Annotated in this window: 22 protein-coding genes; 18 read left to right on the top strand and 4 right to left on the bottom strand. The window is 46.5% G+C overall.

Annotation, left to right across the window (positions count from 1 at the left end):
* The first annotated feature begins 53 nt into the window (after positions 1-53).
* The 7 genes from ACZ449_RS18725 (at position 54) to ACZ449_RS18695 (ending at position 8,011) form a co-directional block, all read left to right on the top strand.
* Positions 54-698, top strand: coding sequence for a precorrin-2 dehydrogenase/sirohydrochlorin ferrochelatase family protein (locus ACZ449_RS18725; protein ID WP_464257577.1), 645 nt, complete (start codon positions 54-56; stop codon positions 696-698).
* Positions 667-2,016, top strand: coding sequence for a glutamyl-tRNA reductase (gene hemA / locus ACZ449_RS18720; protein ID WP_464257576.1), 1,350 nt, complete (start codon positions 667-669; stop codon positions 2,014-2,016). The genes ACZ449_RS18725 and hemA overlap by 32 nt, the downstream gene beginning before the upstream one ends.
* Positions 1,979-2,911, top strand: a complete 933-nt coding sequence (hemC, locus tag ACZ449_RS18715) for a hydroxymethylbilane synthase (RefSeq protein ID WP_464257575.1) — start codon at positions 1,979-1,981, stop codon at positions 2,909-2,911. The genes hemA and hemC overlap by 38 nt, the downstream gene beginning before the upstream one ends.
* A 49-nt stretch (positions 2,912-2,960) precedes the next feature.
* Positions 2,961-4,478, top strand: a complete 1,518-nt coding sequence (cobA, locus tag ACZ449_RS18710) for a uroporphyrinogen-III C-methyltransferase (RefSeq protein ID WP_464257574.1) — start codon at positions 2,961-2,963, stop codon at positions 4,476-4,478.
* Positions 4,479-4,480: 2 nt separating this feature from the next.
* The gene (gene hemB, locus ACZ449_RS18705; RefSeq protein ID WP_464257573.1) at positions 4,481-5,446 is read left to right on the top strand and encodes a porphobilinogen synthase; all 966 of its coding nucleotides are present in this window, start codon (positions 4,481-4,483) and stop codon (positions 5,444-5,446) included.
* Positions 5,447-5,482: 36 nt separating this feature from the next.
* Positions 5,483-6,796 (top strand): glutamate-1-semialdehyde 2,1-aminomutase, encoded by a 1,314-nt coding sequence (hemL, locus tag ACZ449_RS18700; RefSeq protein ID WP_464257572.1) that lies wholly within the window; start codon positions 5,483-5,485, stop codon positions 6,794-6,796.
* A gap of 189 nt (positions 6,797-6,985) precedes the next feature.
* On the top strand, positions 6,986-8,011 hold the full coding sequence (locus ACZ449_RS18695) for a GGDEF domain-containing protein (protein ID WP_464257571.1): 1,026 nt from the start codon (positions 6,986-6,988) through the stop codon (positions 8,009-8,011).
* 80 nt (positions 8,012-8,091) lie between these two features.
* Here ACZ449_RS18695 and hcp read toward each other — a convergent pair whose 3' ends face one another.
* On the bottom strand, positions 8,092-9,390 hold the full coding sequence (gene hcp / locus ACZ449_RS18690) for a hydroxylamine reductase (RefSeq protein ID WP_464257570.1): 1,299 nt from the start codon (positions 9,388-9,390) through the stop codon (positions 8,092-8,094).
* Between the two features lie 91 nt (positions 9,391-9,481).
* A complete protein-coding gene (locus ACZ449_RS18685; RefSeq protein WP_464257569.1) occupies positions 9,482-11,620 on the bottom strand; it encodes a cell division protein FtsA in 2,139 nt (712 codons plus the stop codon).
* A 192-nt stretch (positions 11,621-11,812) separates the two neighbouring features.
* Here ACZ449_RS18685 and ACZ449_RS18680 point away from each other — a divergent pair, with 192 nt between their 5' ends.
* From ACZ449_RS18680 to ACZ449_RS18670, 3 genes are all read left to right on the top strand, one after another.
* On the top strand, positions 11,813-12,646 hold the full coding sequence (locus tag ACZ449_RS18680) for a DegV family protein (RefSeq protein WP_464257568.1): 834 nt from the start codon (positions 11,813-11,815) through the stop codon (positions 12,644-12,646).
* Positions 12,647-12,668: 22 nt separating this feature from the next.
* Positions 12,669-14,303, top strand: coding sequence for a DAK2 domain-containing protein (locus tag ACZ449_RS18675; protein ID WP_464257567.1), 1,635 nt, complete (start codon positions 12,669-12,671; stop codon positions 14,301-14,303).
* Positions 14,304-14,397: 94 nt separating this feature from the next.
* On the top strand, positions 14,398-15,042 hold the full coding sequence (locus ACZ449_RS18670) for a cyclodeaminase/cyclohydrolase family protein (protein ID WP_464257566.1): 645 nt from the start codon (positions 14,398-14,400) through the stop codon (positions 15,040-15,042).
* 54 nt (positions 15,043-15,096) lie between these two features.
* Here the strand turns inward: ACZ449_RS18670 and ACZ449_RS18665 are convergent, their stop codons facing one another.
* On the bottom strand, positions 15,097-17,271 hold the full coding sequence (locus ACZ449_RS18665; RefSeq protein ID WP_464257565.1) for a Tex family protein: 2,175 nt from the start codon (positions 17,269-17,271) through the stop codon (positions 15,097-15,099).
* Positions 17,272-17,441: 170 nt separating this feature from the next.
* On the opposite strand from ACZ449_RS18665, the gene ACZ449_RS18660 reads away from it, so the two are divergent.
* Positions 17,442-18,767, top strand: a complete 1,326-nt coding sequence (locus ACZ449_RS18660) for an MATE family efflux transporter (RefSeq protein WP_464257564.1) — start codon at positions 17,442-17,444, stop codon at positions 18,765-18,767.
* 36 nt (positions 18,768-18,803) lie between these two features.
* Here the strand turns inward: ACZ449_RS18660 and ACZ449_RS18655 are convergent, their stop codons facing one another.
* Positions 18,804-19,844, bottom strand: a complete 1,041-nt coding sequence (locus ACZ449_RS18655) for an HD-GYP domain-containing protein (protein WP_464257563.1) — start codon at positions 19,842-19,844, stop codon at positions 18,804-18,806.
* A gap of 188 nt (positions 19,845-20,032) precedes the next feature.
* Here ACZ449_RS18655 and ACZ449_RS18650 point away from each other — a divergent pair, with 188 nt between their 5' ends.
* From ACZ449_RS18650 to ACZ449_RS18620, 7 genes are all read left to right on the top strand, one after another.
* Positions 20,033-22,432 (top strand): MASE3 domain-containing protein, encoded by a 2,400-nt coding sequence (locus tag ACZ449_RS18650; protein ID WP_464257562.1) that lies wholly within the window; start codon positions 20,033-20,035, stop codon positions 22,430-22,432.
* Between the two features lie 77 nt (positions 22,433-22,509).
* Positions 22,510-22,707, top strand: coding sequence for a ferritin-like domain-containing protein (locus tag ACZ449_RS18645; RefSeq protein WP_464257561.1), 198 nt, complete (start codon positions 22,510-22,512; stop codon positions 22,705-22,707).
* Between the two features lie 13 nt (positions 22,708-22,720).
* The gene (locus ACZ449_RS18640) at positions 22,721-23,029 is read left to right on the top strand and encodes a spore coat protein (protein ID WP_464257560.1); all 309 of its coding nucleotides are present in this window, start codon (positions 22,721-22,723) and stop codon (positions 23,027-23,029) included.
* A gap of 197 nt (positions 23,030-23,226) precedes the next feature.
* A complete protein-coding gene (gene perR, locus ACZ449_RS18635) occupies positions 23,227-23,658 on the top strand; it encodes a transcriptional regulator PerR (protein ID WP_464257559.1) in 432 nt (143 codons plus the stop codon).
* Between the two features lie 175 nt (positions 23,659-23,833).
* Positions 23,834-24,502 carry a deoxyribose-phosphate aldolase gene (deoC, locus tag ACZ449_RS18630; RefSeq protein ID WP_464257558.1) on the top strand — a complete coding sequence of 223 codons (669 nt, stop codon included), beginning with the start codon at positions 23,834-23,836 and terminating at the stop codon, positions 24,500-24,502.
* Positions 24,503-24,582: 80 nt separating this feature from the next.
* Positions 24,583-25,464, top strand: a complete 882-nt coding sequence (locus tag ACZ449_RS18625) for a peptidase MA family metallohydrolase (RefSeq protein ID WP_464257557.1) — start codon at positions 24,583-24,585, stop codon at positions 25,462-25,464.
* 159 nt (positions 25,465-25,623) lie between these two features.
* Positions 25,624-26,859: a hydrogenase small subunit gene (locus tag ACZ449_RS18620; protein ID WP_464257556.1), complete on the top strand. Its 1,236-nt coding sequence runs from the start codon at positions 25,624-25,626 to the stop codon at positions 26,857-26,859.
* The last annotated feature ends 6 nt before the right edge of the window (positions 26,860-26,865 follow it).

The following is a 26,865-nucleotide window of genomic DNA, read 5'->3' as shown; positions in this document are numbered from 1 at the left end:
GCGAAGTGTGGTAAAATATTTGTAATTACTAGCTTGTCTGGGACGTGAAATAAATGGAGTTATACCCTATTAATCTCAAGTTGACCGGACGGCGGTGCGCTGTTATTGGCGGCGGTGCGGTTGCTGAGCGCAAGGTACGGACGTTGTTGACATCTGGTGCTGCGGTAACTGTATTTAGCCCGGCGCTGACCTCAGGGCTTAGCGGTTTGCAGGAAACTGGCCGCTTGGACTGGGTGTCTCGGGCCTATCAGTCCGGCGATTTATATAATTTTTTTTTGGTGTTCTGCGCTACGAATGAGCCCGAAATAAACCGGCAGGCAGCGGCAGATGCCCAGGCAGCAGGAGCTTTGGTCAATATTGCGGATGATCCTGATTTATCTGATTTTTATGTACCAGCCCATATTTCGCATGGTGACTTATTGCTTACGATCTCAACCGGCGGTGGTAGTCCAGCTCTCTCTAGGCGGCTGCGCGAAGAACTTGCCGCCAGGTATGGCCCTGAATACGGCCACTATCTGGAACTTCTTACCAAGCTTAGGCTAGAGCTGAAAGAACGCTTGGCGACAGCCAAAGAACGGGAAAAATTTTGGCGTGAAACCCTTGACCAGGAGACGCTTGATTTGCTTAAACAAGGCAAGTTCAGCGAAGCAGAGGAGAGAATACGAAATGCAGCTTGTTGTACTGGGCCTGAATCATAGAACGGCCCCGGTGGAAGTCCGGGAGTGCTTCTCTTTTTCAGAAGAACAAATCAAAGCAGCTTATAGGCGCATTTATGAATATGATGAGATTCGGGAATGCGTTATTTTGTCTACCTGCAACCGGACCGAAATGTATGCTGTTGTGGAAGATGCCGATGATGCGCTGACGGTTATGCAGGACTTTCTTGACTATATGGCACCCAACGTATTGGCAGAGACAAACTATGATTATCTGTTTTATTTTCAGCAAGAGGAATGTATTCGCCATTTATTTAGGGTAAGTGCCAGCCTTGATTCACTGGTGCTGGGTGAAGGTCAGATTCTTAGTCAAGTAAAATCAGCCTACTCCATTGCCCGTCTTGCGGGAACCACCAGCACTGTCCTAAATACACTGTTTAACCGGGCAATTGCTGTTGGGAAAAGGGTGCGAACCACCACGCGGATTGCCTATAATGCAGTATCTGTCAGTTATGCGGCGGTAGAGCTTGCCAAGAAGGTACTGGGCGATTTATCCACTTCCAATGTATTAGTGCTGGGTGCTGGCGAGATGAGCGAGCTGACAGCACGCCATTTGGTATCTAACGGCGTTAAGACGGTATTTGTATCTAATCGTAACTTTGACCGGGCAGAGGCGTTGGCTGACAAGTTCCGGGGTGTTGCTGTGCCTTTTGAGGATTTTCTAAAATGTGCAGTTGATGCAGATATTGTGATTACCTCCACAGGCGCGCCTCACTATATTATTCAAACCTGGGACGTGGCGCACCTTATGCCTAAACGGCAGGGGCGGCCGATTTTTTTCATTGATATTGCTGTACCGCGGGATATTGAGCCTGAGGTAGGAGCTATTGCTGGTGTAACCCTTTATAATATTGATGATTTAGAGGCTGTGGTTGAATCCAATATGCGCGAACGGGAACAGGAAGCCGCTGAAGCTGAAAAATTGATTAATGAGGAAATGGCCGGGATTATTGACCGGTTTCGCTATCTGTCGTATCAGCCAATGCTGGCCCAGCTAACAGACAAGGCTGAACGCATTCGTCAGCGCGAGATAAAGCGGGCTTTGGCCAAACTGCCAGAGGTTACGCCGGAAGAACGGCGGATATTTGAGAATATGTCGAAGATGATTGTAAGAAAACTGCTTCGTGACCCCATTGTCCGGCTGAATGAAGCAGCAGGCACGGACAAGGAATATTATTATCAGGATGCGCTGCGTAAGATGTTTAAGCTTGATATTGCATTAGAAATAAATCGGGAAGAGCAGCTGGGAGAGGAACGAGACAGTGAAACAAAAACTGGTCATCGGTACGCGCGGCAGTAAGCTGGCTTTGTGGCAGGCTAATCATGTGGCTGCCTGCTTACGGGAGCGCTACCCTAATGTTGTAATAGAATTAAAAAATATGGTAACAACAGGTGATAAAATCCTGGATGTACCATTAGCTAAAATTGGCGGCAAGGGTCTATTTACGAAAGAACTAGAAGTCGCGATGATAAGTGGAGAAATTGATCTGGCTGTACACAGCCTTAAAGATATGCCTACTGAATTGCCAGTGGGTCTGCTACTGGCTGCGGTAACTGAACGGGTTGATCCGGGGGATGCCTTAATCAGTCCGGAATATAAAACACTTGATAACCTGCCTGTCAATGCCAAGGTAGGTACTTCCAGTCTTCGGCGCAAGGCTCAATTATTAAATGCCCGTCCTGATCTTACTATTGTCGATCTGCGTGGCAACTTGGATACCAGGCTGAAAAAGCTGACAACGGAAAAATTGGATGCCATCTTACTGGCAGTTGCTGGCCTGCGGCGCTTGGGCTGGGATGAACATATTACTCAGGTATTACCGCAGAATATTTGTTTGCCGGCTGTCGGCCAGGGGGCTTTAGCTATTGAAGCAAGGGAAGCGGATGCTGAGACACTGGCGATGCTGGCATTTTTAAACCACGAGCCAACCCGCCAGGCTACCTTGGCCGAGCGTACCTTCTTGGCTAAGGCGGAGGGCGGCTGTCAAATACCTATTGGTGTGTATGGCCAGTTTGACCAAGGCGGCCAGCTTAGCCTTACTGCTGTTATTATGTCGCCTGACGGCAAAGAGGCTATTCGCGATGCTATTGCGGGCAGCCCAGCAGAAGCTGCTAGGCTGGGATATACGCTGGCTACGCGTATGCTGGACAATGGCGGGCGTGAGATATTGGCGAAGTTAGTTGAGAACCAGTAATAGATTGGTTCTCATACTTATAAGTACTGTTAGTTAGGGGGAGGATGCTATGAAGCGGGGAATTGTCTACTTAGTTGGCGCCGGTCCTGGCGATTACGGGTTGATTAGTTTAAAAGCAATAGAGTGTATTAAACAGGCAGACACTATTGTGTATGATCGACTGGCTGATGATCGGCTGCTGGATCATGCCCGGCCCAATGTTGAACTTATTTATGTAGGAAAAGCCTCCAGTGATCATACCATGCGCCAGGGGGATATTAACCAGCTGCTGGTAGATAAGGCATTAGAGAATAAGGTGGTTGTCCGGCTCAAGGGCGGTGATCCGTTTGTCTTCGGTCGTGGGGGAGAAGAAGCACTAAAACTGTTAGAGCATGCCGTCCCATTTGAGATTGTTCCGGGGATTACTTCAGCGATTTCTGTACCGGCCTATGCCGGTATTCCTGTAACCCATCGGGGAATTGCTACTTCTTTTGCTGTTATTACCGGACATGAGGACCCGACTAAAGTGGAATCCACGATGAAATGGGACAAACTGGCTACTGCGGTGGATACGCTGGTATTTCTCATGGGAGTGGAGAATTTGCCATATATCACGAGTAAATTAATCGAACATGGTCGTCCGGCTGATACGCCGGCTGCTGTCATTCGCTGGGGTACCAAGCCGGAACAGGAGGTGCTGGTGACAACAGTCGGTCAGGCAGCGCAGGAGGTTGCTGCCAAGAATTTAAAGCCGCCAGCTATTTTTATTGTCGGCCATGTTGTGTCTTTGCGCGAGAAGCTGGCGTGGTTTGATAATAAGCTGTTGTTTGGAAAAAAGATACTGGTTACGCGGGCTCGCGAACAGGCCAGTGTTTTGACAGATGGCCTGGCGAAACTGGGTGCTGATTGCATTGAGGCTCCAGCTATCAAGATTGTGCCGCCTGAAAGCTACGGAGAGCTGGATGATGCCATTGCTCACCTTAAGGAATACCACTGGCTGATTTTTACCAGTGCTAACGGCGTAGAATATTTCTTTGAGCGTATGGCTGTTGCCGGGCTTGATACCAGAGCTATTGCTGCTAAGGTGGCTGCGATTGGCTCACAAACGGCTGGCAAGTTAAAAAGCTATGGCATTACGGCCGATAGTATTCCTGCTGAGTTCAGAGCTGAGGGTATTGTTGAAGCCTTAGCTGATTATATAAAACCTGGCATGAAAATACTGATTCCCCGTGCGTTGGTAGCACGAGACCTTCTACCGAAAAAACTGACAGAATTAGGGGCTAATGTGAAGGTTGCACCTGCTTACCGTACAGTTGCCGGTGATACCAACGGACAGGAGTTAGCCGCTAAACTGGAGCAAGGTGCCATTGAACTGGTCACCTTTACAAGTTCGTCAACTGTGACTAATCTGTTAGAGTTGTTAGGGAAAAATGGGGCACAACTTGTTGCCAAAGCCAAGGTAGCCTGCATTGGTCCCATTACCGCAGAGACCTGTTTGGCTCATGACATTAAGCCTGATGTCATTGCCGAAGAATATACCATTAAGGGTTTAATCGAAGCTATTATAGCGTTGTACGAGGGGGAATAACCATGTCGATGATTTATCGCCCCCGGCGGCTGAGAGCTACCGGCGGCATTCGCAATATGGTACGTGAGACAGTGCTAACGCCTGCCAACCTGGTCTATCCTTTGTTTGTTGTGCCTGGTACTAATGTTAAAAAAGAAATTTCTTCCCTGCCAGGCAATTTCCATTTGTCGCCTGATAAGGCCGTCGAGCTGGCGCGAGAAACCTATGCTTTAGGCATCCCGGCGGTGCTGGTGTTTGGTTTGCCTGAGTACAAGGATGAGCGCGGCAGCAGTGCCTGGGATATGAGCAGCCCAGTGCAGCAGGCCATCACTGCCATTAAGCAGGCAGTGCCTGAACTGGTTGTTATCAGTGATGTCTGTTTATGTGAATACACTAGCCATGGACATTGTGGTCTTATAAATGGCCAGAAGGTGGATAATGATACAACCTTGCCATTGCTCGCCCAAGTGGCACTTAGCCATGCTAAAGCCGGAGCAGATATGGTGGCTCCCTCTGATATGATGGATGGCAGGGTAGCGGCTATCCGGGCAGTGCTGGATAAATCTAACTACAGCGATATCAGTATTATGTCCTATGCGGCCAAGTATGCTTCGGCCTATTATGGGCCTTTCCGCGAGGCGGCTGATTCGACACCGCAGTTTGGGGATCGCCTGGCTTATCAAATGGACCCGGCTAATTCCCGGGAAGCGCTTAAAGAAGTAGCGCTTGATATTGAAGAAGGTGCGGATATTGTGATGGTTAAGCCGGCCTTGGCGTATCTGGATATTGTTCGCCAGATTAAGGATGAATTTATGCTGCCGGTAGCTACATACAATGTCAGCGGTGAGTATGCTATGGTTAAGTCGGCTGCTGCTCAAGGACTGATTGACGAGCCACGGATGGTTATTGAAACACTGACAAGTATGAAACGCGCTGGAGCTGATATCATTATTACCTATCATGCGCTTGACGCAGTAAAATGGCTATGAGGTTTATGAACAGTTGAACCGAAAGGGGATTTTCACATGACATTTAAATTAGATAAAGCAGCAACTGCTTTTGCAGAAGCTAAACGATATATTCCTGGCGGTGTTAACAGCCCGGTCCGTTCTTTCCGGGGGGTCGGTGGTACGCCGCCCTTTATTACCAGGGCAACCGGCAGTCATATTTTTGATATTGATGGTAATGAGTATATTGATTATGTAGGTTCCTGGGGTCCCATGATCTTGGGACATGCTCATCCGGAGGTGACTGCTGAGCTACGCAATGCCTTGGAACGCGGCACAAGCTATGGCGCTCCTACACTGCTGGAGACCGAACTTGCCAGGTTGATTACGGAAGCCATTCCTTCCATGGATCTTGTCCGGTTTGTCAATTCAGGTACAGAGGCCACAATGAGTGTCCTGAGAGTGGCTAGGGCTTACACCAAACGAAATAAGATTGTCAAATTCGCCGGTTGCTATCATGGCCATCATGACAGTCTGCTGGTTAAGGCTGGTTCAGGGGCAACTACCTTAGGTGTGCCTGATAGCCCTGGTGTACCAGAAAGCATTACCAGCAATACGATAACAGTTGAGTACAATGATGCCGATGGATTAAGCAAGCTATTTGAACAACAGGGGAAAGAAATTGCTGCAGTTATTATCGAACCTGTACCTGGTAATATGGGTCTGGTATTGCCGCTGCCGGAGTATCTGGACAAGGTACGCGCCATTACTGAACAGTATGGTGCACTGTTGATTTTTGATGAGGTTATGTCTGGTTTCCGGGTAGCATATGGTGGGGCGCAGGAAGCCTATAATATTACGCCTGATCTGACCTGTTTGGGGAAAGTTATTGGTGGCGGTCTGCCGGTGGGTGCTTATGGTGGACGCCGGGATATCATGGAGCTAGTTGCACCAGCTGGGCCGGTATATCAAGCAGGTACACTGAGCGGTAATCCTCTGGCTATGACGGCCGGACTTGTTACCTTGCAGTTAATAACAAATGAAGCTGAATTCTACGAAAAAATTACGGCCAAAACAGCGGCACTGTGTGCTGGTATCCAGGCAAAGGCAAAGGAGTTTGGCTTTGATTACCAATTTCACCAAGCCGGCTCGATGTTTGGGTTGTTCTTTAATGAGCAGGCTGTTTACGACTACGATAGTGCCAAACGTTCGGATACAGGTGCTTTCAATATTTACTTTCATGCTATGCTGGAGCAAGGAATTTATTTGGCTCCATCGCAGTTCGAAGCGTCTTTTATGTCTGCTGCTCATACCCAAGAGGATATCAATGCGACAATTTATGCTAGTGGTAATGCTTTTAAGAAAGTCGCTGAATACCTCCGGAAAAAGTAAAATTAAAACAAAACACTTCCTGCGTACAAATGTACAAGGGAAGTGTTTTGTTTTGTAAAACTATAGTACATTTTGTTGAAATTTTTTACTAATCAATATCAGATAAACCTTACTATTTATTCTGAAAATATGATACTATAGTACCATACGAGTACATTTCCTCCTAGTGTTTAAAGGAGTTTGAGTAACATGAGTGTAAGTAAGGGTAGGAATATGATGAAAGTGTGGGGTGATCCGGTCTCACAGCTACAACTGATTATCAGGCGAATGAGTGCGATTGCGGTATTGTTTTCCCTGATAGCAGCCATACTTAATCAAGGGCCGCACCGGTTGGTAATTATCGGTTTGGCCATTCTATACACTCTTTATAATATGTTCTTATGTGTACGTCAGGCTAAGCCCAACCTTCGTGAGCTTATTGTCAATTTAGCGCTGTGTGCCGGACTTACTATAGCCGGAGCGGTATACAGTAATGTCTTATATCATTTGCTGTTAATGCGGATGGTGCTCAAGGTGGGACGCGACCGGGCTATGCGTCTGACAATGGTTATTGCTGTTGTTTATGTGGCTTCCCAGGTTGTGGCAGCATCTGTTATGGCAGTAGATTTTTGGCTTGAAATAGCATTTAATGTTTTTAGTTTTGCGGTGATGTCTTTTACCGCTGTTTATATGCGTAATGTGGTAGAAGCACAATTTGAAAACCAAGAACAGATTGCAGAGCTCATGCGGGAAAATGCTCACCACTATAAGTTGGCGCATACTGATCAGCTGACAGGCTTGTTAAACCATCGGGCGTATTTGGAAAAGACAGCTGAGATTTCACAGTATGTCTTATTGATGGTGGATATTGACCATTTTAAGCAATTAAATGATAGTTGTGGTCACTTGTTTGGTGATCAAGTCTTGGAAATGGTCGGCAGAATGATAAAAATGAGTATTCGAAGCAAGGATGTGGCTTTTCGCTATGGTGGCGAGGAGTTTGCGCTGGTACTTCCCGGGACTTCACTTGATTTGGGTTTAAAGATTGCCGAAAGACTGCGCTTTCAAGTGGCCAATTGCGATTTTATTCATAAAGGGGAACGTTTGAAAATTACCATTAGTATTGGGGTATCGCTTAAGAATCCGAATATAGCCTGTGAGGATGCATTCAGTGAAGCCGACAGCGCTTTGTATCGTGCCAAAAGCCAGGGACGCAACCAGTGTGCGGTGTTTTAAGGGAAGGGAACAGAATGTAAAAAGAGACTGCTTGCCGCTAGTGTTGCGGACAAGCAGTCTCTTTTCGGGTAATCACATTTTTAGCCTAACATAGCTTTTAAGTCTTCATCAGGTGTGGTGATCGGCTGGAGACCGAAGTTGTCACTCAGTACCTTAAATACTCCTGGTGATACAAAGGCCGGAGCTGTTGGGCCAAGGCGAATGTTTTTGACGCCAAGGTGCAGCAGCGTGAGCAGGATGGCAACTGCTTTTTGCTCAAACCAGGATAATACAAAGGAGAGTGGCAGGTCGTTTACGCCGCAGTTGAATACCTGGGCGAGGGCAATAGCCACTTGGATACCAGAGTAAGCATTGTTGCATTGACCAAGGTCGATAAGACGGGGAATACCATCAATGGTGCCAAAGTCAAGATGGTTGAAGCGGTATTTACCGCAGGCTACGGTGAGAATTATGCAATCTTGAGGTACTTTTTCGGCCAGTTCGGTGTAGTAGTTGCGGCCAGGTTTGGCACCGTCGCAGCCGCCGATCAGGAAGAAGCGTTTGATTTTTCCGGCTTTAACGGCTTCGACGATTTTATCAGCAAGGCCAAGAATGGCATTGTGGTGGAACCCGGTGGTAAGTGTATAGGCACCCGCCTTATCAGGTAGTTGTGGCAAGGCTTGGGCTTTGGCAATGACGGCGGAGAAATCGCGGTCAACAATATGGTTACCGCCTTGAAGGCCAGTTACACTGCGGGTGAAGATCCGATCGCCGTAGGTTTGGTTGGCTGTCAGCGGCATAACACAGTTGGTAGTTACCAAAATTGCGCCAGGGAAGGCTTCAAATTCTGGGCGTTGGTTCTGCCAGGCAGTACCGTAATTGCCGACAAGATGCTTGTACTTTTTGAGCTCAGGATAGGCATGGCCTGGCAACATTTCGCCATGGGTATAGATGTTGATGCCAGTACCGTCCGTTTGCTTTAAAAGTTCCTCTAAATCTAACAGGTCATGGCCGGTAACCAGGATGCCGTGGCCTGCTTTAAAGCCGGTAAATACTTCGGTAGGTACAGGTGAGCCGAAATGATCAACATGGGCTTTATCTAACATCTCCATAACCTTAAGGTTAATCTCACCACATTTAAGTACCATTTCGATGTGTTTTTCCAGGCTGAAGTTTACGTTAGTCAGTGTGAAAAAGAGGGCGTCATGTGCGAAGGCATCTACTTCCTCGTTACGAGCACCCAATTCACGTGCATGGTGCGCATAGGCGGCAATGCCTTTAAGACCGAATAGTAGGGTGTCCTGTAAGCTGGCGATATCTTCATTTTTACCACAGACACCAACCTTGGTGCAACCGGCACCGCCTGCAGTTTGTTCACATTGATGGCAAAACATACTCATGTTGTTATCCCCCTTGTTATTTAACTTATGTTTTTATTATAGGGGATGAAGCAGTGTAGGACTGTGATATGTATCACAGTCCTACGTAATTTTATTTTTCAATTATTTGAATAGACACACTATCGCCGTTTTTGACGATGGCGGTATATTCTGTAGGCGAGCCATTCAAAAGCACGTTTACTCTGGCCGTAACTGGCAGGCTAAGCGGATCAAAATCGGCAGCTAGGAGTACATCGCTAATCAGTGGTTGGAGGGCTGTGGTGGTAGTGAAATCAATAGCGCTGCCGGAAGGAGCAGGCAGGCTGATATCCGCATGATGTCCATCTACCAGCACAGTATGACGGTAAATAGGGATTGAGCAAGGCGTACCATTAAATAAAACCGTAAGAGAACTGTCACTGCCCTGGGTATTAATTCCCAGCACTTCTGCCAGAGTCGGCGGTGGCAGTTTGAGTATTTCAATGATATTGCCAGAAGTTAAGAGTGTATCAGGTGCTGACAGGACGCTATTTATAGAGTATTTGGGCCAAATTGTATATGTGCGTTCAGCACCGTTAATCTGGTAGACATACTCGGTAGGGTCAGGCTCAAGATTTAGTTGGGTTAGTGCCTGACGGAGTGTGAGCTTGGGATTAGCACAAATTTGATCACGGTCACATAGCACCGTGTTTGGGGCGGCGGGGGTTCCGTTTACGGTTATTGGCTGCTCTAGCAGGTACTTTTTGCCGTCAATGGTAACTGGCAGCGGCTTCATCACTGGTATTGTATCTTTCAAAAGCGGCGCTGGCGCTGTTCCGTCTGTACCAAGGCTTACCACAATAGTATCCTGGTCTTGGAGCGCATCATTTAATTTGGCAGGCTGGTTGTTTTTTAGAATTTCACCAGGAGTGCCATGACTGCCGGCAATAAACCGGGTTTCACCGTTGACAGATATGGTCAATCCCATGCCAGGGCGGCCACGCAGCGTCCGGATATCAATGCCGGCAGCGAGCAAAGCATCAGCTACGGTTAACCGACTTAAATTAAATAAGCGGATTGTCCGTTCATTTAGCGTAATATTGATAAAGTTGAGTGTGCGTCCACCAGCTAGCTTTAAAATTCCCAGCGGTGTTACTGAATCTGGGGTGCAAAGTGACGCAGGTATACCGGTAATGCCCTCAATTGAATCAGGACGGCGAATGGCTACTCTGGAAGCTGGCATAGCAAGTGCTTTGGCCAAGGCTTCCGGTAATAGTGGTGTTAGCGCCCCACCGCCAACCAATAATACTGCTTGCGGACATTCGGTATTGAGCGCGAGTATTTCGGTGGCAAGGGCTTGGGCGAGCTCTCCTACTTTGGAGGTCATGGCTTCAACAACGGCTTTAACGGAAACTTTTTGGGACATACCTAACACATCGGTGAAGGAAATTTTTTTATGGTTACCACCCACTTGGCGTTTGACGGTTTCCGCAACATTAAAATCAAGCAAAAACTGTTGGGAGATGGCTTCGGTGATTTCATCACCAGCAAACGGCACCATACCATAGGCAATGACTGAACCGTCACGGGTAATGGCTATATCAGACGTACCGGCACCGACATCAATAAGCACCAGATTAAGATGGCGCATAGTAGAAGGAATAAGCACATTAATCGCGGCAATAGGCTCTAAGGTAAGGGTGGCCATTTCTAGTCCCACTCTTTGAATAGCTGACTGCAAAGAGTCAATAACCTGCCGTGGTAAAAAGGTAGCAATAACTTCAATGGCAGAATGCTTACCGCGCTGGCCTACCAGACTTTTTATGTGGGTACCATCTAAGCTGAAGCTAATGACACTGTAGCCGACACAGTAATAATCAGACGGCTCTGGTACCGTGCCTGAAGTAGCTAGCTCAGCTTGCGCTGTCTGGATGGCAGCTAACTCAAGAGATCGCTCATCTTCAGCAGTAAGAGCGCCATGGGAGGCGGTGTCAAGGGTTGCAGAGATTCTGAGTGTGCATAAAGCTCGCCCAGCAGCAGCGACAGCTACTTTGGTTAGCTTGCCAGTAGTGGCTTCCAGTCGTGTTTTGACAGAGGCTAGTACTTCGGCTACCTCCTGAACATCATGTATTTGACCGTCAAGCATAGCACGGGTATGATGTTCTTCCCGGTCTGAGGCCACTAATTTGATTATGCCATTTTCTAGTTCGCCGACAAGGCCGACAACGCTGCGGGTTCCGATATCTAAAGCAAAGAGGAGTTGGTTATTCATAGCTACTCCTTAATAAATAGTATAATTATAACTAGTTTCGCCGTATAATATCCTACTTCCTGTCAGTAAAACTAAGATTTTAGAATTTGCTGTAATTTTTGTCAAGAAAGTATAATGATTTTTTTGTGTATTTGCGCCAGATTATTTGGTAAGATATAGGTTAAGGGAGTAGGAGAGGAGTTGCGTACGTTTTTGAATATACAGATAGTGATTGACAGTACGGCCAATGTTCCGGAAGAAATGCTAGCAGCTCATGCCAATCTCCAGGTTGTACCGCTGAAAATTATTTTTGGTGTGGACGAGTGGAACGAACCGGAGTTAACTACTGCAGAATTGTTCCGGCTTACTCGGGAAAAGGGGGTATATCCCCAGACTTCACAACCAGCGCCTGGTGACTTTGTCCAGGCTTTTGCGCCGGCAGCAACAGGACAGCCGGTTATTGTGATTTGTCTTGCGGGTGGATTAAGTGGCACCGTTAATGGGGCTAAAGCAGTAGCGAAGGACTTTGCAGGTCAGGAAATCTATGTTGTTGACTCTTGTACGAGTGCGATTGGTATGATAAAAATGGCAGAGGCGGCGTTAGCTATGGCAGCTGCCGGTGAGCCGGCAAGGGTAATCGCCGAACAGTTAGAGCGCATGGCAGCTGCTACTCGCACGTTATTTATTGTTGACTCATTGGAATATCTGCGTAAGGGTGGGCGCATTGGCGGGGCAGCAGCTTTGTTGGGCTCTATTTTGCAAGTTAAGCCAATTCTTACATTACGGGAGGGAAAGGTGCAGGTGCTTGATAAGGTTCGCATCAAAACACGCGCTATAGCCCGAATGCTGGAGGAACTTTCTCGGGAAGATAGTCTGGAGTATATTGGCGTAGTATATGATGGTGAGCCGACTGTGGTCGAAGAAATGATGACAACCATTCGCCAGCGTTATCCTGCTATCCCTGTATCTCGGGCTGCGCTTGGGTCAGTATTGGGTGCTCACTTGGGTCCTGGGGTTATTGGATTGATTTTTCAATCCAAGGTATAAGGGCGCGGAAGGGGATAATACTATGCAGCCAAGTGTTGAAGTAATTGACGGTAAAGATTTTCGCCGGATGATTGCCGGGTCTTATAGTGCATTTATGCGTGAACACGAATATATAAATAGTCTGAATGTCTTTCCGGTCCCTGATGGCGATACTGGAACTAATATGCTGCTAACGCTGGGATCGGTAACTAAAGCTGTGACAGAAGCGCCTGATGAAGGGATCGGGTCTTTGGCTCGTAGGGGGGCTGACAGCGCTATCATGGGGGCCAGAGGTAATTCTGGGGTTATTTTATCACAGCTTCTGCGTGGTATTGCCAGAGGATTGTCAGGCAAAGATACTGCCACGTCTACGGAAGTTGGTAAAGCCTTTCAGTATGGCGTGCTATATGCCTATCGGGCTGTTGCGAGACCGGTAGAAGGAACTATCTTAACGGTTGCCAAGGGAATTGCCAAAGGGACCTACCGGGCGGTGCGGGATAATGCGACTTTTGCGGATATCCTGAAAGCGGCTATAAACGCTGGGAAGGAAGAGCTGATAAGGACGCCGGAACTATTGCCAGCGCTAAAGGCGGCTGGTGTAGTAGATGCCGGTGGCCAGGGATTAATTGTCTTCTTGGGTGGCTGCCTAGAGGGGCTGGAAGGAAGATTTACCGGGCCGGAGGCTGATTTTGGGCGTATGTTGACTGTGCCAGGCATCACTGCTGACATTACCATTGCTCACCCTTATTGTACTGAGTTTATCGTTAAACGGTTTGCGGCCAGCTTAGTGGAAGTAAAACGCCAGTTAGAGCAAATGGGCGAATCGCTAGTGCTTGCACCAGGTGAAGATATCCTTAAGGTACATATTCACACTGCACAGCCGGGAGCAGTGTTAGAATCAGCTATTGCCTGGGGGACACTCCATGATATTAAAATTGATAATATGGCTGATCAACATCGACAAACTATTGAGTTGGGCGAGAACAAGTCAGCTGTGCTGGCAGCCCTGGCCAAGGATCGGGCCAAACTAGCAGTAATCAGCGTGGCTGCAGGCGAAGGATTGATTGCTATCATGCGGCAGCTTGGAGCCAATAGTATTATCTCAGGCGGCCAGACCTTGAATCCACCTGTTGAAGAATTTATAACAGCTGTGCACAATGGAGCGGCTGAACAATACATCATTTTGCCAAATAATAAAAACATTGTTTTGGCAGCAGCGCAGGCCAAGAAGTTATTGGGTGATCAGGTGGCTATTGTGCCAACAATCAATATTCCGCAAGGGCTAGCGGCCATTCTTGCCTTTGACCCTGACAGCCAGCTTGAGGTTAACCTAAGCCGAATGAATGAGGCCCAGGCGGCTGTCAGGTCCGGGAGTCTGACCATGGCTGTTCGCGACTCCACAGTGGCCGGTCAGATTGTGCCGGAAGGCTCCTATATTGGGGTAATTGATGGCAGTGTGGTGGTGTGGGCTGATTCTATGGCTAGTGCCTTAAAGAAACTTGTAGTACATTTGGTGGGAGCCGATACTAGTATGGTTAGTTTGTATTACGGGGCTGAACTTGCCGAGACAGACGCGAATAGCTTGGCTGAAGTGCTTGGTAAAGAGTTAAATGGTATCGAAGTCCAAATTTATTTTGGTGGGCAGCCACATTATCAGTTTATTGTTAGCGCTGAGTGATGTTCTGCATAAAAGAAGTTCGCAGGCGCAGTTGGATGATGTGTTGACATATAGAGATGATGAATAGGCTGAAAAAGAGGGGAAGAAGATAGATATGTTAAGTTCATTAAGTATCAATGACTTTGCCACTAAATTGGCTTCTGATGAAGTTCCACCAGGCGGGGGGAGTGCGGCGGCCAGCTATGGGCTTATGGCGGCAGCATTATTAGAAATGGCAGTAACCTATTCCTTGAAAAGTCCCGAGCATATGGAACACAACGAGGTTTTAATTGCTAAACAAGCCGATCTGAGCAGACTGCATATTGAACTGACAATATTAATTGACCGTGATGCGTTAGCTCTGACGGGATTACTAGCTACAGCCGGGTTAGCAGCAACAACTACTGAAGAACAAAAGGTGCGGAATCTGGCCTTGCAAAAAGCGCTTAAGCAGGCAGCTGAAGTACCAATTGAAACAGCTAGAGCCTGTCTTGAGGTCATGGAAATTGGCAAATCTATTATTGGTATAGTGGATAAAATGGTAGTAAGCGATTTAATGGCTGGTGTGGTTGCCGCTCACGCTGGTATTACTGCCAGTTTGCTAAGTACAGCCATAAATTTGAGTGAAATTCAAGACGAAACGTTGGTGAGTGGACTTACTGGCCAGATTTATCTGCTAAGAACAACCGGTGATGAGCTTAAGGCAGCTATTGAAGAAAAGGTATATAGTAATCCGCCATTTACTGTGTTACGGGGGTAATTAACCTCCAAAATAGAAGCCCTGTATCTTTTTAACAGATACAGGGCTTCTTGCTTATTCTTTAGGAACTTGTTTAAGACTAAGGCCAATGCGCTTACGTTCTTCGTCCACACTAATAACCACTACGTCGATAATATCGCCAACGGCGACTACCTCGGTGGGATGGCGGAAAAACTTATGGCTTAGCTCTGAACGATGGATTAGACCATTGATTTTGATGCCGATATCAACAAATACGCCAAAATCGGTCACATTGTGGACAGTACCTTTGACCAGAGTACCAGGAGTAATATCAGAGAGTTTGACAATATTTTTACGGGTTTGGGGTGGTGGTACATCTTCACGTGGATCACGTCCTGGTTTTGCTAAGGCGGCTAGGATGTCCCGGACTGTCGGTTCACCAGCATTGAGTTCGGCTGCCAGACAGGCAGCATCAGCGGTCGGTGCTGCTTGCTGCAGGGCGGCCAATCTATTTTTGTCTGATAAATCTTTTAACGTGAAGCCTAATTTTTCTAAGATGGCTGCTGCCAGTTCATAGGATTCTGGGTGAACCGGAGTGTTATCCAGGGGGTTACCAGCCTGGGCAATACGTAAAAAACCAGCGCACTGGGTAAAAGCGGCTTTACCTAACCTGGCGACCTTTAGGAGTTCTTTACGGCTTTTGAATTGGCCGTTCTCGGTGCGGTAGGCTACAATGTTTTTAGCGACGCTGGCATTGATTCCAGCGACATAGGTAAGGAGTGCTGGGGAAGCAGTATTAAGTTCAACACCAACATGGTTAACGCAGGATTCGACGACATTTGTTAAAGTGCCGCCAAGTTCTTTCTGGTTTACATCATGTTGATATTGGCCAACTCCAATGGATTTTGGATCGATTTTTACCAGTTCGGCCAGTGGATCTTGGATTCGACGGGCGATGGAGACCGCCCCGCGGATAGTCACATCTAGGTCAGGCAGCTCTTCTTTGGCCAGTTTGGAGGCTGAGTATACTGACGCCCCGGCTTCATTAGCAATAATGTAGTGGACGTTCAGATTGTGGGTGCTAATCAAGTTGGCAGCAAATTCCTCAGTTTCATAGGAAGCTGTGCCATTGCCAATGGAAATCAGAGTAACGCTATGGGTGCGGATTAGCTCTAGTGCTTTGGCTTCAGCTTCCTGACGCTGGCGTTCGCTCATGGTGAGGTAGAGCGTGTTGGTTGCTAGCACAGCACCAGTCGGGCCGACTACTGCCAGTTTGCAGCCAGTACGGTAACCAGGGTCAAGACCCATGACTGTATGTCCTGCTAGTGGCGCTTGTAGTAATAAGGGACGCAGATTGAGACCAAATACGCGGATGGCCTGTTTTTCAGCGTTTTCGGTTAAGAGGGCGCGGATCTCTCGCTCTAGTGCCGGAAATAATAGGCGTTTGTAGCCATCAGTAATGGCATCGGTAATAATCTGGCTAAAAATGGAGTTGCCGCTATGTATTTTATTAGCAATCAGCCGGATGTTAGCTTCCTGATCAATGACGAGGGTCACCTTGAGTGTGCCTTTAGTTTCGCCGCGATTGACCGCCAAAATCCGGTGGGACGGCATGCGATTAACTGGTTCGCGGTAGTCTTTGTAGGTTAGAAATTCCTTGGCTTCTGTTTCAGCTACACCAAGCTGGGTAGCGATTTCCGCCTTTTGCCACAACTCTTTACGGAGCAGAGCGCGGACATCGGCCTGCTCACTGACTGTTTCGGCAATGATATCCTGGGCACCGCTTAATGCCAGTTCGGCAGTAGTAATTTCATGTTCTTCATTGATGTACTCAGCCGCTAAGTCTAGGACATTGCCGGTCGTTTGTTGTTGAGCCAGGATTATTGTTGCTAATGGTTCTAGGCCCTTTTCACGAGCGATTTGCGCCCGTGTCCGTTTTTTTGGTCGGTAGGGCAGATACAGGTCTTCCAGTTCTTGCAGTTTAGTGGCTGAATGAATGGCTTGGGTTAGTTCAGGAGTTAATTTGTCCTGAGATTCAATGCTGACGAGAATTTCCTCTTGGCGCTTGATAAGATTTCGTAGGTATTGAGTACGTTCCTCAATGGTACGGATATGTTCCTCGTTTAGCTCACCGGTAGCTTCTTTGCGGTAACGGGAAATAAAGGGGACGGTATTCCCATCATCTAATAGGTTCATGGTAGCTGTTACCTGATGAGGCTTAACAGTCAGCTCACGCGCAATAATCGCGGGGATATCGGTAATTAGCATATGTTCACCAGCTTTGTTTAGTGTATTCTCGCTTTATTATAATCAGTTTTACCTGTTAGTACAATATAGTGATGGTAGCTCTTGCTGAAAAAGGACTATTTTTTTACGATGCAGAAATTATAAATAAACTGGTCTAACATTCATCAAGGGAATTAAGGGGACGAGATATAGTGATTGTTTCTATTGCAGACTATATGCGGCGACAAATTATAAAATTGGCCTGGCCCGTGATTTTAGAAGGTATTGGGATCATGGCTGTTGGTGTGTTGCTTACAGCCATGGTAGGCCAGCTTGGTGCGGTACCGCTGGCTGCGGTTGGTTTGGCAACAATGCTGCAATTTTCCACAGCAATGGTGTTTGCTGCCGCAGGCACTGGTGCTGCCGCGATTGTGGCCAGGGAAACCGGAGCAGGTAACTGGCTGGAAGTCAGGACTATTATTGGTCAGGCCATTATGCTGGGGGCGTTTTTGGGGACAGGATTAGCTGTTATCGGCTGGTTCACAGCCGAATTTGTACTAAGCTTGACGGCGGCTGAACCGGACGTGGCTGGGCTGGCTGCTGGACTGGTTAAAATTACGTTTATGTTTACGCCTTTGTTCTTAATTATGTCGATTGCGAATGCCGCCTTGCGGGGTATGGGGAAAACACAGACCGCTTTTTATATTACGCTGTTTAGCAATATCTCAGCAATTTTTATTGCTTATGTACTTGTTTTTGGACACGGTTTACCGGCCATGGGACCTTATGGTGCCGCCTGGGGAATGGGAGTATCGCAGCTAGTAGGTGCAGTAGCTGCCTTGATTGCTCTTAATCGCACACAAAAGGTTCAGCTATCCTGGCGACATGTGTTAGTAATTCGCAGCAAGGTAATTGCCCGCATTGTGGACATTAGTGTACCAGCAGCCTTAGAGCAACTGGCAATGCAGAGTGGGCGTATAGTATTTACATTCATGCTGGCCGGCGTGGGTTCGCAGCAATTTGCCGCTCACCAAATCGCTCTTCAAGTTGAATCTATATCCTTTTTGCCAGGGTTCGGCTTCTCCGTGGCGTCTATGACTCTGGTCGGTCAGTATTTAGGTAAAGGCATGCCCCACCGTGCCATACAGTTTGCATGGCTAACCAATAAAATCGCATGGTTAAGCATGACAGCTGCTGGGGTAGTTATTTTTATCTTTGCTAAGCAATTGACTATGCTGTTTATTGATGATCCACAGGTCATCCATTGGGGCACATTGTGTGTGATGATTGCTGTACTGGAGCAACCGACCCTTGCCATTTGTTTTGTATTAGGGGGAGCTCTCCGTGGGGCAGGGGATACACGGTGGCCCATGTATATTACGACAATGGGGGTATGGCTGATACGTCTGCCGTTAGTGTATTTGTTTATTAGCGTTTGGGGTTATGACATTACGGCTGCCTGGTATATTACTGCTGGTGATTTTGTGATTCGAAGTGCTATTTTGTGGTGGCGGTTTGAATCAAAAAAATGGGGATAAATAAAACGTCGCGCGATTTTTGCGTGACGTTTTTATTTAGTCTGCAATTACATCAACAATAGCAAGTTGGGGCTTCATGGCTAAATCGATAATTTGACCATGACTATTTGCACGGGTGTTTTGCTGGGCAAGCTGTACTGTGGGGGTAGATGCAAAGCGTACTTTGTTTTTTATGACATAAGCTTTTTGATTGTTGTTTAATCTAACCAGACAGCCGACTGAATAGAGGGGCGTGGTGTGGAAAAAAGCCCGTAATAGATACATGTCAAAAAAGGTATTGCCATTTGCCAGCATATTTTCCACAATAGTGCTACGTGATTCGCCGGTTTTCGCGGCAGCATCTATCATATTATCAAAGTAATTGGCAATGGCAACTAATCGTGACAGTGGATGAATTTCTTTGCCTGCCAACCCGGAAGGATAACCTTGTCCATCATAGCGCTCATGATGTTCAGCCGCAATACGGGATATGATGGCTCCGGCCTTGTTTTTGAGGAGAAGTTGTTGACCATAAATAGGGTGCAAGCGCCCAGGGTCGACTGTCAGACCGTCATTAACAGGCATAACCATCTTGCCCAGATCATGAAACAATGCTCCCAATGCTAAATCCATAAGGACTGGGCGTGGCAGTTTAATATATAGACCTGTGGCTACTACCAGAAGACAGACATTGATGGCATGGTCGATTTCATCTTCATTAGGCTGACGCACTTGTACATTAATAATCTGTCCCAGATTTTTTTCAGTTTCGTCAATAATCTGTCCAACAGTTTGCCGGATTTGTTTGAAGTAGATGGTTCGTAGGTCAGAATCAAGCATATATTGGCTTTTTTTATGAAAAAGCGAACGGAAGCACCGGATAAGCTCTGCTCGGATTTCAGGAGCAATTACTGTGTGCTTTTTTAGTTCAGCCGCAAAGGGATCATAAATAGAAATATTGGTTACGCCCCGCTGTTTAAGCCGGGAAATATAGTCTTCTGTAAGGGCAATGCCTTGTTCGAGAAGCAAAGTACCGTTATCATCATCAAACATATCGCGTGCCAGTACCATACCGGCTTTTATCTCACTGATAAGCATACGGCGATCCTCCTTAGTGTGCCTACCATTATTATACATAAATAAAAGTAGAAAAGGAATATGTATTGGTCTTAGTTATTTAGGACTTTAGTCTGATATTGACATAAGTAACACTGTTCTTTGTTGTGGCATATTATGTTAGTAACACGATTAGTAATAGTTACCTGAGTGGGAGGGGCTGGATAAAGGTGTCATTGTTAATTAATACCATTAAAGCTAATAAAGCTAATGTGCAACTCGTAGCCCTTGCGGCAGTATTATTTGGTATCTTGGGAGTATTCTCCTGGTTGCCCAAGGTTTTTTATATTGTTTATACTAATCAACTCTATCTTATCATGCATTCAGTTAGTGAAATAATTTGTTTAGCAATCGGAATAAGTATATTTGTCGTAGTGTGGTATGGCTGGCCACAAACAAAAAACAGCCGTGATCTGGTGATTGCCATGGTTTTCTTGGCCGTGGGTTTGTTGGATATTGCTCATCTGCTGTCCTATAAAGGAATGCCTGATTTTATCACCCTAAATAGTGAAAATAAAGCAGCGATATTTTGGATTATCAGTCGGGTGTTGGTTAGTGCTGGACTGCTGGCTGCCGTCTATATTCCGCGCCGCAGTAAAAATCCTGCCTTTCACCGCTTGTATCTTCTGACAGTGACAATTACCATGACTACGGCCTGTGTAGCTTTGGTAGTACTCTTTGAGCATTCCCTGATTCCCATGTTTATACCAGAGCAGGGGCAAACCTGGGAGAAGGTTGCTCTCGAATATACGACCATGTTGCTTACGGTATTGGCTATTTATATGTATGGTCACCGCAACCCGTCACAGCAAGCAGTGTTTTTGCTGCGGGTTAGTCTGGTATTTAGCCTGGCTGCTAGTCTGGCGTTTACCTTGTATGCTAATGTTTATGATAATTTCAACTTGCTTGGACATGGGTACAAAATCATATCCTACTATTATGTATTACGATCTTTGCTACAAACCTCTGTTGTGCGACCATATATGCATATTTCGCGCCTGAATCGTGCACTCCAGGCGATGGTCGCCAAGAATATGACCTTGTATAAAGAAACTAAAGACAATGAACACATCCTGCAGCAAGCCTTCATTCAGCTAGGCGCTACACTGGCCAGCAAGCATGACCTGGAGGCGATGCTGCAGCAGGTTGTATCTGCTACCGGAACGGTATTTCAGTGTGATCATGTTTATTTGGCGCTGGCCGAAAATAAAACACTAAAAATAGTAGCTTATATTAGCAGTTTTAAACCACCAGATAAAATCAATCCGGAAAAAAGCTTTATGGGCAAAGTATTTACCGAGAAAAAACCGCTTGTTGTTGATTATATCAGTCATTATCCGGAATGGATTATTGAGGCTGTCAGTCAGGCTGGGCTAAAGTCGATGGTTGGTGCACCAATTAGGCACAATGGCGATGTTATTGGTGTACTAGAGATTTTTTCCCGCAAAGAGAAAGATTTTACCCAGCATGATGCCCAATTTTTGAGCGTTTTTTCTCATCATGCCGGTGAAGCCATTAAGAATGCCAGGGTGTATGCAACCACGGTGGAGAGTTTTGCCGAACTCAGCCTGCTTTATGATATTGTTAAAGAGTTAGCGGTTCAGAAATCGCCTGCCGCGATACTGACCAGAGTAACCGACAAACTCTATAATTTGTTTGCCGCCAATGGGGCCGTGGCGTTCATCATGCACTATCGGGATGATGGTATTCATACTGAGCCGGTGTTTGATACTGGTTTTGAACAACGAGAAATTGATCATTTACAGCATGTATTTTCTGACGGGAAAATGACCTGGCCTTGGAGTGGACTTAGTAGTATGGATGACGGTACTGCCTATGAGGAGACTCAGCGGGGACTTATTACTATGTCAGTACTCTTGTCGCGGCGCCTTAATATCCTGCCGCTCCTAGCTAGTGGTAAGCTACAGGGATTGATCGTGCTTGGGTGGAATGATCCTATGCAGGAAATTCCGCCAAGTAAAGAGCTTGTGCTCAGCACCATCGCTAGTCAGACGGCGATCGGGCTTGAACGGGCCTATCTATATGACCATTTCCAAGCGATGGCTCTGACAGACCCCTTGACCAGGCTGGCCAATCGCCGCCAGTTTGAAGTGGTGTTAGAACGTGAGATTAGCCGTACCCTAAATTATCACCGGCCGTTGAGTTTGATTATGCTGGATATCGACTTTTTCAAGAAAGTGAATGACACATGGGGACATTTGGCCGGTGACGTCATCTTGCAGAAAATGGGAATTGCAATTAAAGAAGGCTTTCGCCCAACTGATATGATTGCCCGGTATGGCGGCGAGGAATTTGCGGTGGTACTGCCGGAAACTTGTCTGGAGGAAGCCATACAATTGGCTGAGAACTTCCGGAATTCTATTAAAGAGGCTAGCTTTGACGTTGATGCTGCAAGCATTAAAATTACCATTAGTTTGGGGGTTGCCACCTTTGAAAGCTCCTGCAAGTGGGTTCAGCCGAAAGTCGAGCTTATTAACGCTGCCGATCAGGCGCTTTATTGTGCAAAACAGCAAGGTCGTAATTGCGTAAAGTGTCACAAGAAAATTTAGTAAAATATCCAGAGTGGGAATAGCAGCTTTACTTTGTGCAAATGCTATGGGTGATGAATCGCAAAGGAGGGATATGTGTGCTATCATCCAAAGAGCTAATGCATCTCGAAGACTTTTTGAGTATGGAACAAAATTGTACTAAGACAATGGGCTATTTTGCCAGCAGCGTACAAGATGCTCAGTCTAAGCAGCTTTTTCAACAACTTTCCCAAAAGAGCCAGCAGCATTTGCAAACCATGAGTAAACATTTAAACGCAGGCCAAAATTTACAATAATTGAGGTGATATTATGGCACAAATGGGTCAACAACAAACCACGCAAAGCGGTATGAGCGGTCAAGGGGTTAGTCTTTCTGAACGTGAGCTGTTGCAGATTGCTCTTAATGAAACCAAACTTACAGCAGCTGCAGTGAATACATTTGCTCTAGAGTCCACTAGTGATACTCTTCGCCGTGACTATTTGACCATTCTTGGGGATGTCCATAATGAGGAAAAGCAACTTTTTGACTTAATGCAGCAAAAAGGCTATTACAATGTTAAAAATGCCAATCCACAGGATATTGCCCAAGTTCAATCTAAGTTTAGTCAAGGGCAGTAGCTTTACAAAATCCAGAGTGAAAACCGGGAAAAGGGTAGATTTTTGTATTTTTATGCAGAAATCTACCCTTTTTATTGCATGAAAAATCTTTACATAGAAATTCCTTGACAGCTATTCTTATTAAGAGGTAAAATAAAGAAAGAATTATGCAATAACTATTTTCCGGAGGCAATTTGTAGTAAGGGTAGGGGAATTTCGTGGATATTTGTGTTACATCATTGTTACGGGATAAGGGGTTCAAAGTTACGCCCCAGCGCTTGGCGATTTATAGTGCTTTAGTTGCGACCAAAGCTCATCCCAGTGCAGAAATGATCTATAACGAGCTTCAGCCAGTTTATCCGACAATGAGTTTGGCAACCGTGTATAAAACGATTGAGATTTTAAAAACCTTAGAACTGGTACAGGTACTTAATGTTGGTGAAGATAGTTTTCGCTATGATGCCAATACCACCAATCACCCACATGTCCGTTGCATGAGTTGCGGGCGGGTGGATGACCTATTTGGAGTAGATTCTTCGGAATTTATTGACCAAGTTTCAGCTACGACTAATTATACTATTCAGGGACAACAGTTTTATTTTTATGGTGTATGCCCCAAGTGTCAGGAGACAGCTTCGGCAGTAAGTTAGCCGTCCAACATGAACAGAGTTACGAAAAGATTGCCAGTTTTAGGCAGTCTTTTCGCTATTTCACTTTCCAGATGGAAAGTGTAACTTTCCCTGGATTGAACGACTAAGGCTTCTGTCGGCGTCCTAAAGGACTTGACACAAGCCAAGTCTAATCTTATAAAGGTAGGTTGCGAATATGAATTTGGCAAGCTATATTGAGCATACTTTACTAAAACCGGAAGCTACGATTGAAGACATTATCAAATTATGTGAGGAAGCCGAGCAGTATAAGTTTGCGGCTGTGTGCGTAAACCCCATTTATGTTGATTTGGCGGCTCATCGTCTGTCTGGTACTGGTGTGAAAACAGCTACTGTTATTGGATTCCCGCTGGGAGCTACCTTTACCGCTAGTAAGGTAGCCGAAGCTAAAGAGGCAGTACTGCGCAAGGCTAATGAATTGGATATGGTCATAAATATAGGTGCAGCTAAAGCTGGGTTATGGGAAGCGGTAACTGATGACATTAAGCAGGTGGTCGAAGTTGCTGATGGTGCTGCAGTTAAGGTTATTATTGAGACCGGTTTGTTAACTGATGACGAGAAACGCCGCGCTTGTCAGGCAGTGATGGAAGCAGGTGCCCAGTTTGTTAAAACCTCAACAGGCTTTACGCCGGGCGGTGCCACAGTAGAAGATATTCGCCTGCTCAAACAGGTTGCTGGTGATAAGATTGGGATTAAGGCCTCAGGTGGTATTCGTACCCTAGAACAGGCCAAGGAACTTATCGCTGCCGGGGCCACGCGCCTCGGAACGAGTGCAGGCATAGTCATTGCGGGTAGTGTTCTACCTAGTAGCAAGCAGGGAGTTTAATTTACATAAAAAACCTATAGAAGTAAACTTGAACGCATGATATAATGTCCTTTACTTACTTGAAAGGAGGGCAGCAAATCATGCGTACTTTTATGCAAATGATTCCTGGCGGCGTACCAGCAGTAGTTGGCCTGGTTTTGGCCGGTTTGTTTGTCAGTTTGGTGCCGATTCGTCCGCAACTGTGGCTGTACCCTCTGGTACGGCAGACCGTTGCTCTAAAAATTGATTATCAGACCAAAGACATGCTGACCAAGGAAACGCCGCATTTTGTTATTCGATATAGGGAAAGTGATGCTGACATGGTAGACATGGTAGCAGCGGCGGCGGAAGCGGCTTATGAGCCGGTGACGGTAACGCTTACGTATGCTCCTAAAGGGAAAGCGCTTATTTTGATTTATCCTGACCGTAAGGCAATGAAAGCAGCTTATGGCTGGGCCGGAGATTCAAACGCCATGGGCTTTTATTGGGGCGGGGTTATCCAAATTTTGTCCCCGAAAGCGTGGATGAAGAATAGCCAGTCGGTCGAAGAGTTCATTACTACCGGGCCGCTGGCGCATGAATATACCCACCTGGTTCTAGACCATTTGGCTAGAGGCAACTATTCTCGCTGGTTTACTGAAGGGTTGGCCCAATATGTTGAATATAAGGCCAACGGCTATGAATGGGTAACTGCAGAGAATCGTTTAACAGGAAAGCTATATTCGATGGATGAACTTGATGGTGATTTCGACGGGTTATCCAACCAGGCGCTTGCCTATCGCCAATCGCTGGCAGCAGTTCGTTATATTGCCGAGGTTCATGGTGAGGCTAAACTCAGTCAAGTGTTGGTCTATCTTAAAGCTGGTGAAAAAATCAATAAAGCCATTGAAAAATCGCTTAGCATGGATTATGCTACCTATGAAATTATGCTCAATCTATGGGCCAGCGACAATATGAAGCAATATAGTAAAATCGCCAATTAAGAGATATGCCTCACACGCATATCTCTTTTGATTGCATGCCAGGTGGTGTGTTAGTGCGTTATTTAGATGTACAGCAAAGTTGAACCGCTTTTCTACATAGATAAACCAAAATTGGGAAAATTAACAGTACTATTTATTGCCTGCAAAGGGGGGGATTCAATGCTTACCAGGCGAGAATTTCTCAAACTATGTACTGCTACCGTGTTGAGTGTTAGTTTAACTGATCAGGTAATACCCATTATGCGCCAGGCATTTGCTGAAGGTAAGCTAACCAAGCCGCCTGTAATTTGGCTGGAACTCGGATCTTGCACTGGCAATTCTATTTCCCTGGATAATGCGGTTAACCCAACTTTCCACCAAGTGCTTACTGATATGGTGGATATGCGTTATAGCTGGTTACATAATGTGGAACAGGGACAAGCCGTGGTACAAACATTGCTGGATACGGTGGAAAAAGAAGCAGGTAAGTTCTGGTTGATAATCGAAGGCTCGGTTATGACAGGCGATAACGGCCGATATAATCATGTTTTTATGCGTGATAATCAGATGGTGACAGGCATGGCAGCTTTGCAGGAAATAGCGCCTAAGGCTAAGCATATAATTGCTGTCGGAACCTGTGCCTGTTTTGGCGGGCCCGCGGCGGCTTATCCTAATCCGGGAGGGGCTAAAGGAGTGTGGGAAGTAATAAAGCAGCCGGTTATCAATATTCCGGGTTGTCCTGCCAACCCAGACTGGATGACCGGAACCTTCAGTCATCTTATAATGTACGGTTTGCCTGAACTGGACAGCTACAATCGACCCAAACTGTTCTTTGGGCAGACTATCCACGACTTGTGCCAGCGACGCCAGCAGTTTGAAGATGGGATTTTTGCTTCTTTCCCTGGCGAAAGCGGGTGTTTGTACAGAGTGGGCTGCAAAGGGCCGATTACCCATGCAGACTGTCCGAAACGGCAATGGAATCACTATGTCAATTGGCCAGTTAGAGCGGGAGCACCCTGTATAGGTTGTGTCAATCCAGGCTTTCCTGATAGCTCCATGCCTTTTTATAATCATCTACCTAGTGTGCAAACACCCTTGGGAGCGCTTAATGTCAAGAAATTTGGCGCGGTAGCAGCTGGTCTGGGAGTAGCTGCTGTCGGTGCCCACCTTATTACCGGTGTTGTCGCCAAACGAGTGGGTAAACACTGGCTTGACGGCACCAAACCCCATGAACCTGATCCGCCGGAAAATATAGAGCAGCTTAAACAAGAGCTTGATGATCTAATCCGCCAACAAAACGCGCTTATTAGTGAAAGCAAAAGCCTGGAACGAAGCCAGGTTAAACGCAAGCTTCCCCGAACACTCAGGCAGAAAGTGGTTGACTTCTTTCGTCCAGGGCAAAAACACAGGAGGTAATCCGCC

The sequence above is a fragment of the Desulfosporomusa polytropa genome, assembly GCF_055380075.1.
Note: the sequence above shows the minus strand (reverse complement) of the source record. Positions and strands in the feature narration are given on the sequence as shown.

Bases quoted from the DNA above. Each gene is read 5' to 3' on its own strand.
- hemA (WP_464257576.1), top strand. From the start codon at position 667: ATGCAGCTTGTTGTACTGGGCCTGAATCATAGAACGGCCCCGGTGGAA.
- hcp (WP_464257570.1), bottom strand. From the start codon at position 9,390: ATGAGTATGTTTTGCCATCAATGTGAACAAACTGCAGGCGGTGCCGGT.
- ACZ449_RS18670 (WP_464257566.1), top strand. From the start codon at position 14,398: ATGTTAAGTTCATTAAGTATCAATGACTTTGCCACTAAATTGGCTTCT.
- ACZ449_RS18620 (WP_464257556.1), top strand. From the start codon at position 25,624: ATGCTTACCAGGCGAGAATTTCTCAAACTATGTACTGCTACCGTGTTG.
- deoC (WP_464257558.1), top strand. From the start codon at position 23,834: ATGAATTTGGCAAGCTATATTGAGCATACTTTACTAAAACCGGAAGCT.
- ACZ449_RS18685 (WP_464257569.1), bottom strand. From the start codon at position 11,620: ATGAATAACCAACTCCTCTTTGCTTTAGATATCGGAACCCGCAGCGTT.
- hemL (WP_464257572.1), top strand. From the start codon at position 5,483: ATGACATTTAAATTAGATAAAGCAGCAACTGCTTTTGCAGAAGCTAAA.
- ACZ449_RS18625 (WP_464257557.1), top strand. From the start codon at position 24,583: ATGCGTACTTTTATGCAAATGATTCCTGGCGGCGTACCAGCAGTAGTT.
- ACZ449_RS18675 (WP_464257567.1), top strand. From the start codon at position 12,669: ATGCAGCCAAGTGTTGAAGTAATTGACGGTAAAGATTTTCGCCGGATG.
- cobA (WP_464257574.1), top strand. From the start codon at position 2,961: ATGAAGCGGGGAATTGTCTACTTAGTTGGCGCCGGTCCTGGCGATTAC.
- ACZ449_RS18640 (WP_464257560.1), top strand. From the start codon at position 22,721: ATGGCACAAATGGGTCAACAACAAACCACGCAAAGCGGTATGAGCGGT.
- ACZ449_RS18695 (WP_464257571.1), top strand. From the start codon at position 6,986: ATGAGTGTAAGTAAGGGTAGGAATATGATGAAAGTGTGGGGTGATCCG.
- ACZ449_RS18725 (WP_464257577.1), top strand. From the start codon at position 54: ATGGAGTTATACCCTATTAATCTCAAGTTGACCGGACGGCGGTGCGCT.
- ACZ449_RS18655 (WP_464257563.1), bottom strand. From the start codon at position 19,844: ATGCTTATCAGTGAGATAAAAGCCGGTATGGTACTGGCACGCGATATG.
- ACZ449_RS18665 (WP_464257565.1), bottom strand. From the start codon at position 17,271: ATGCTAATTACCGATATCCCCGCGATTATTGCGCGTGAGCTGACTGTT.
- hemB (WP_464257573.1), top strand. From the start codon at position 4,481: ATGTCGATGATTTATCGCCCCCGGCGGCTGAGAGCTACCGGCGGCATT.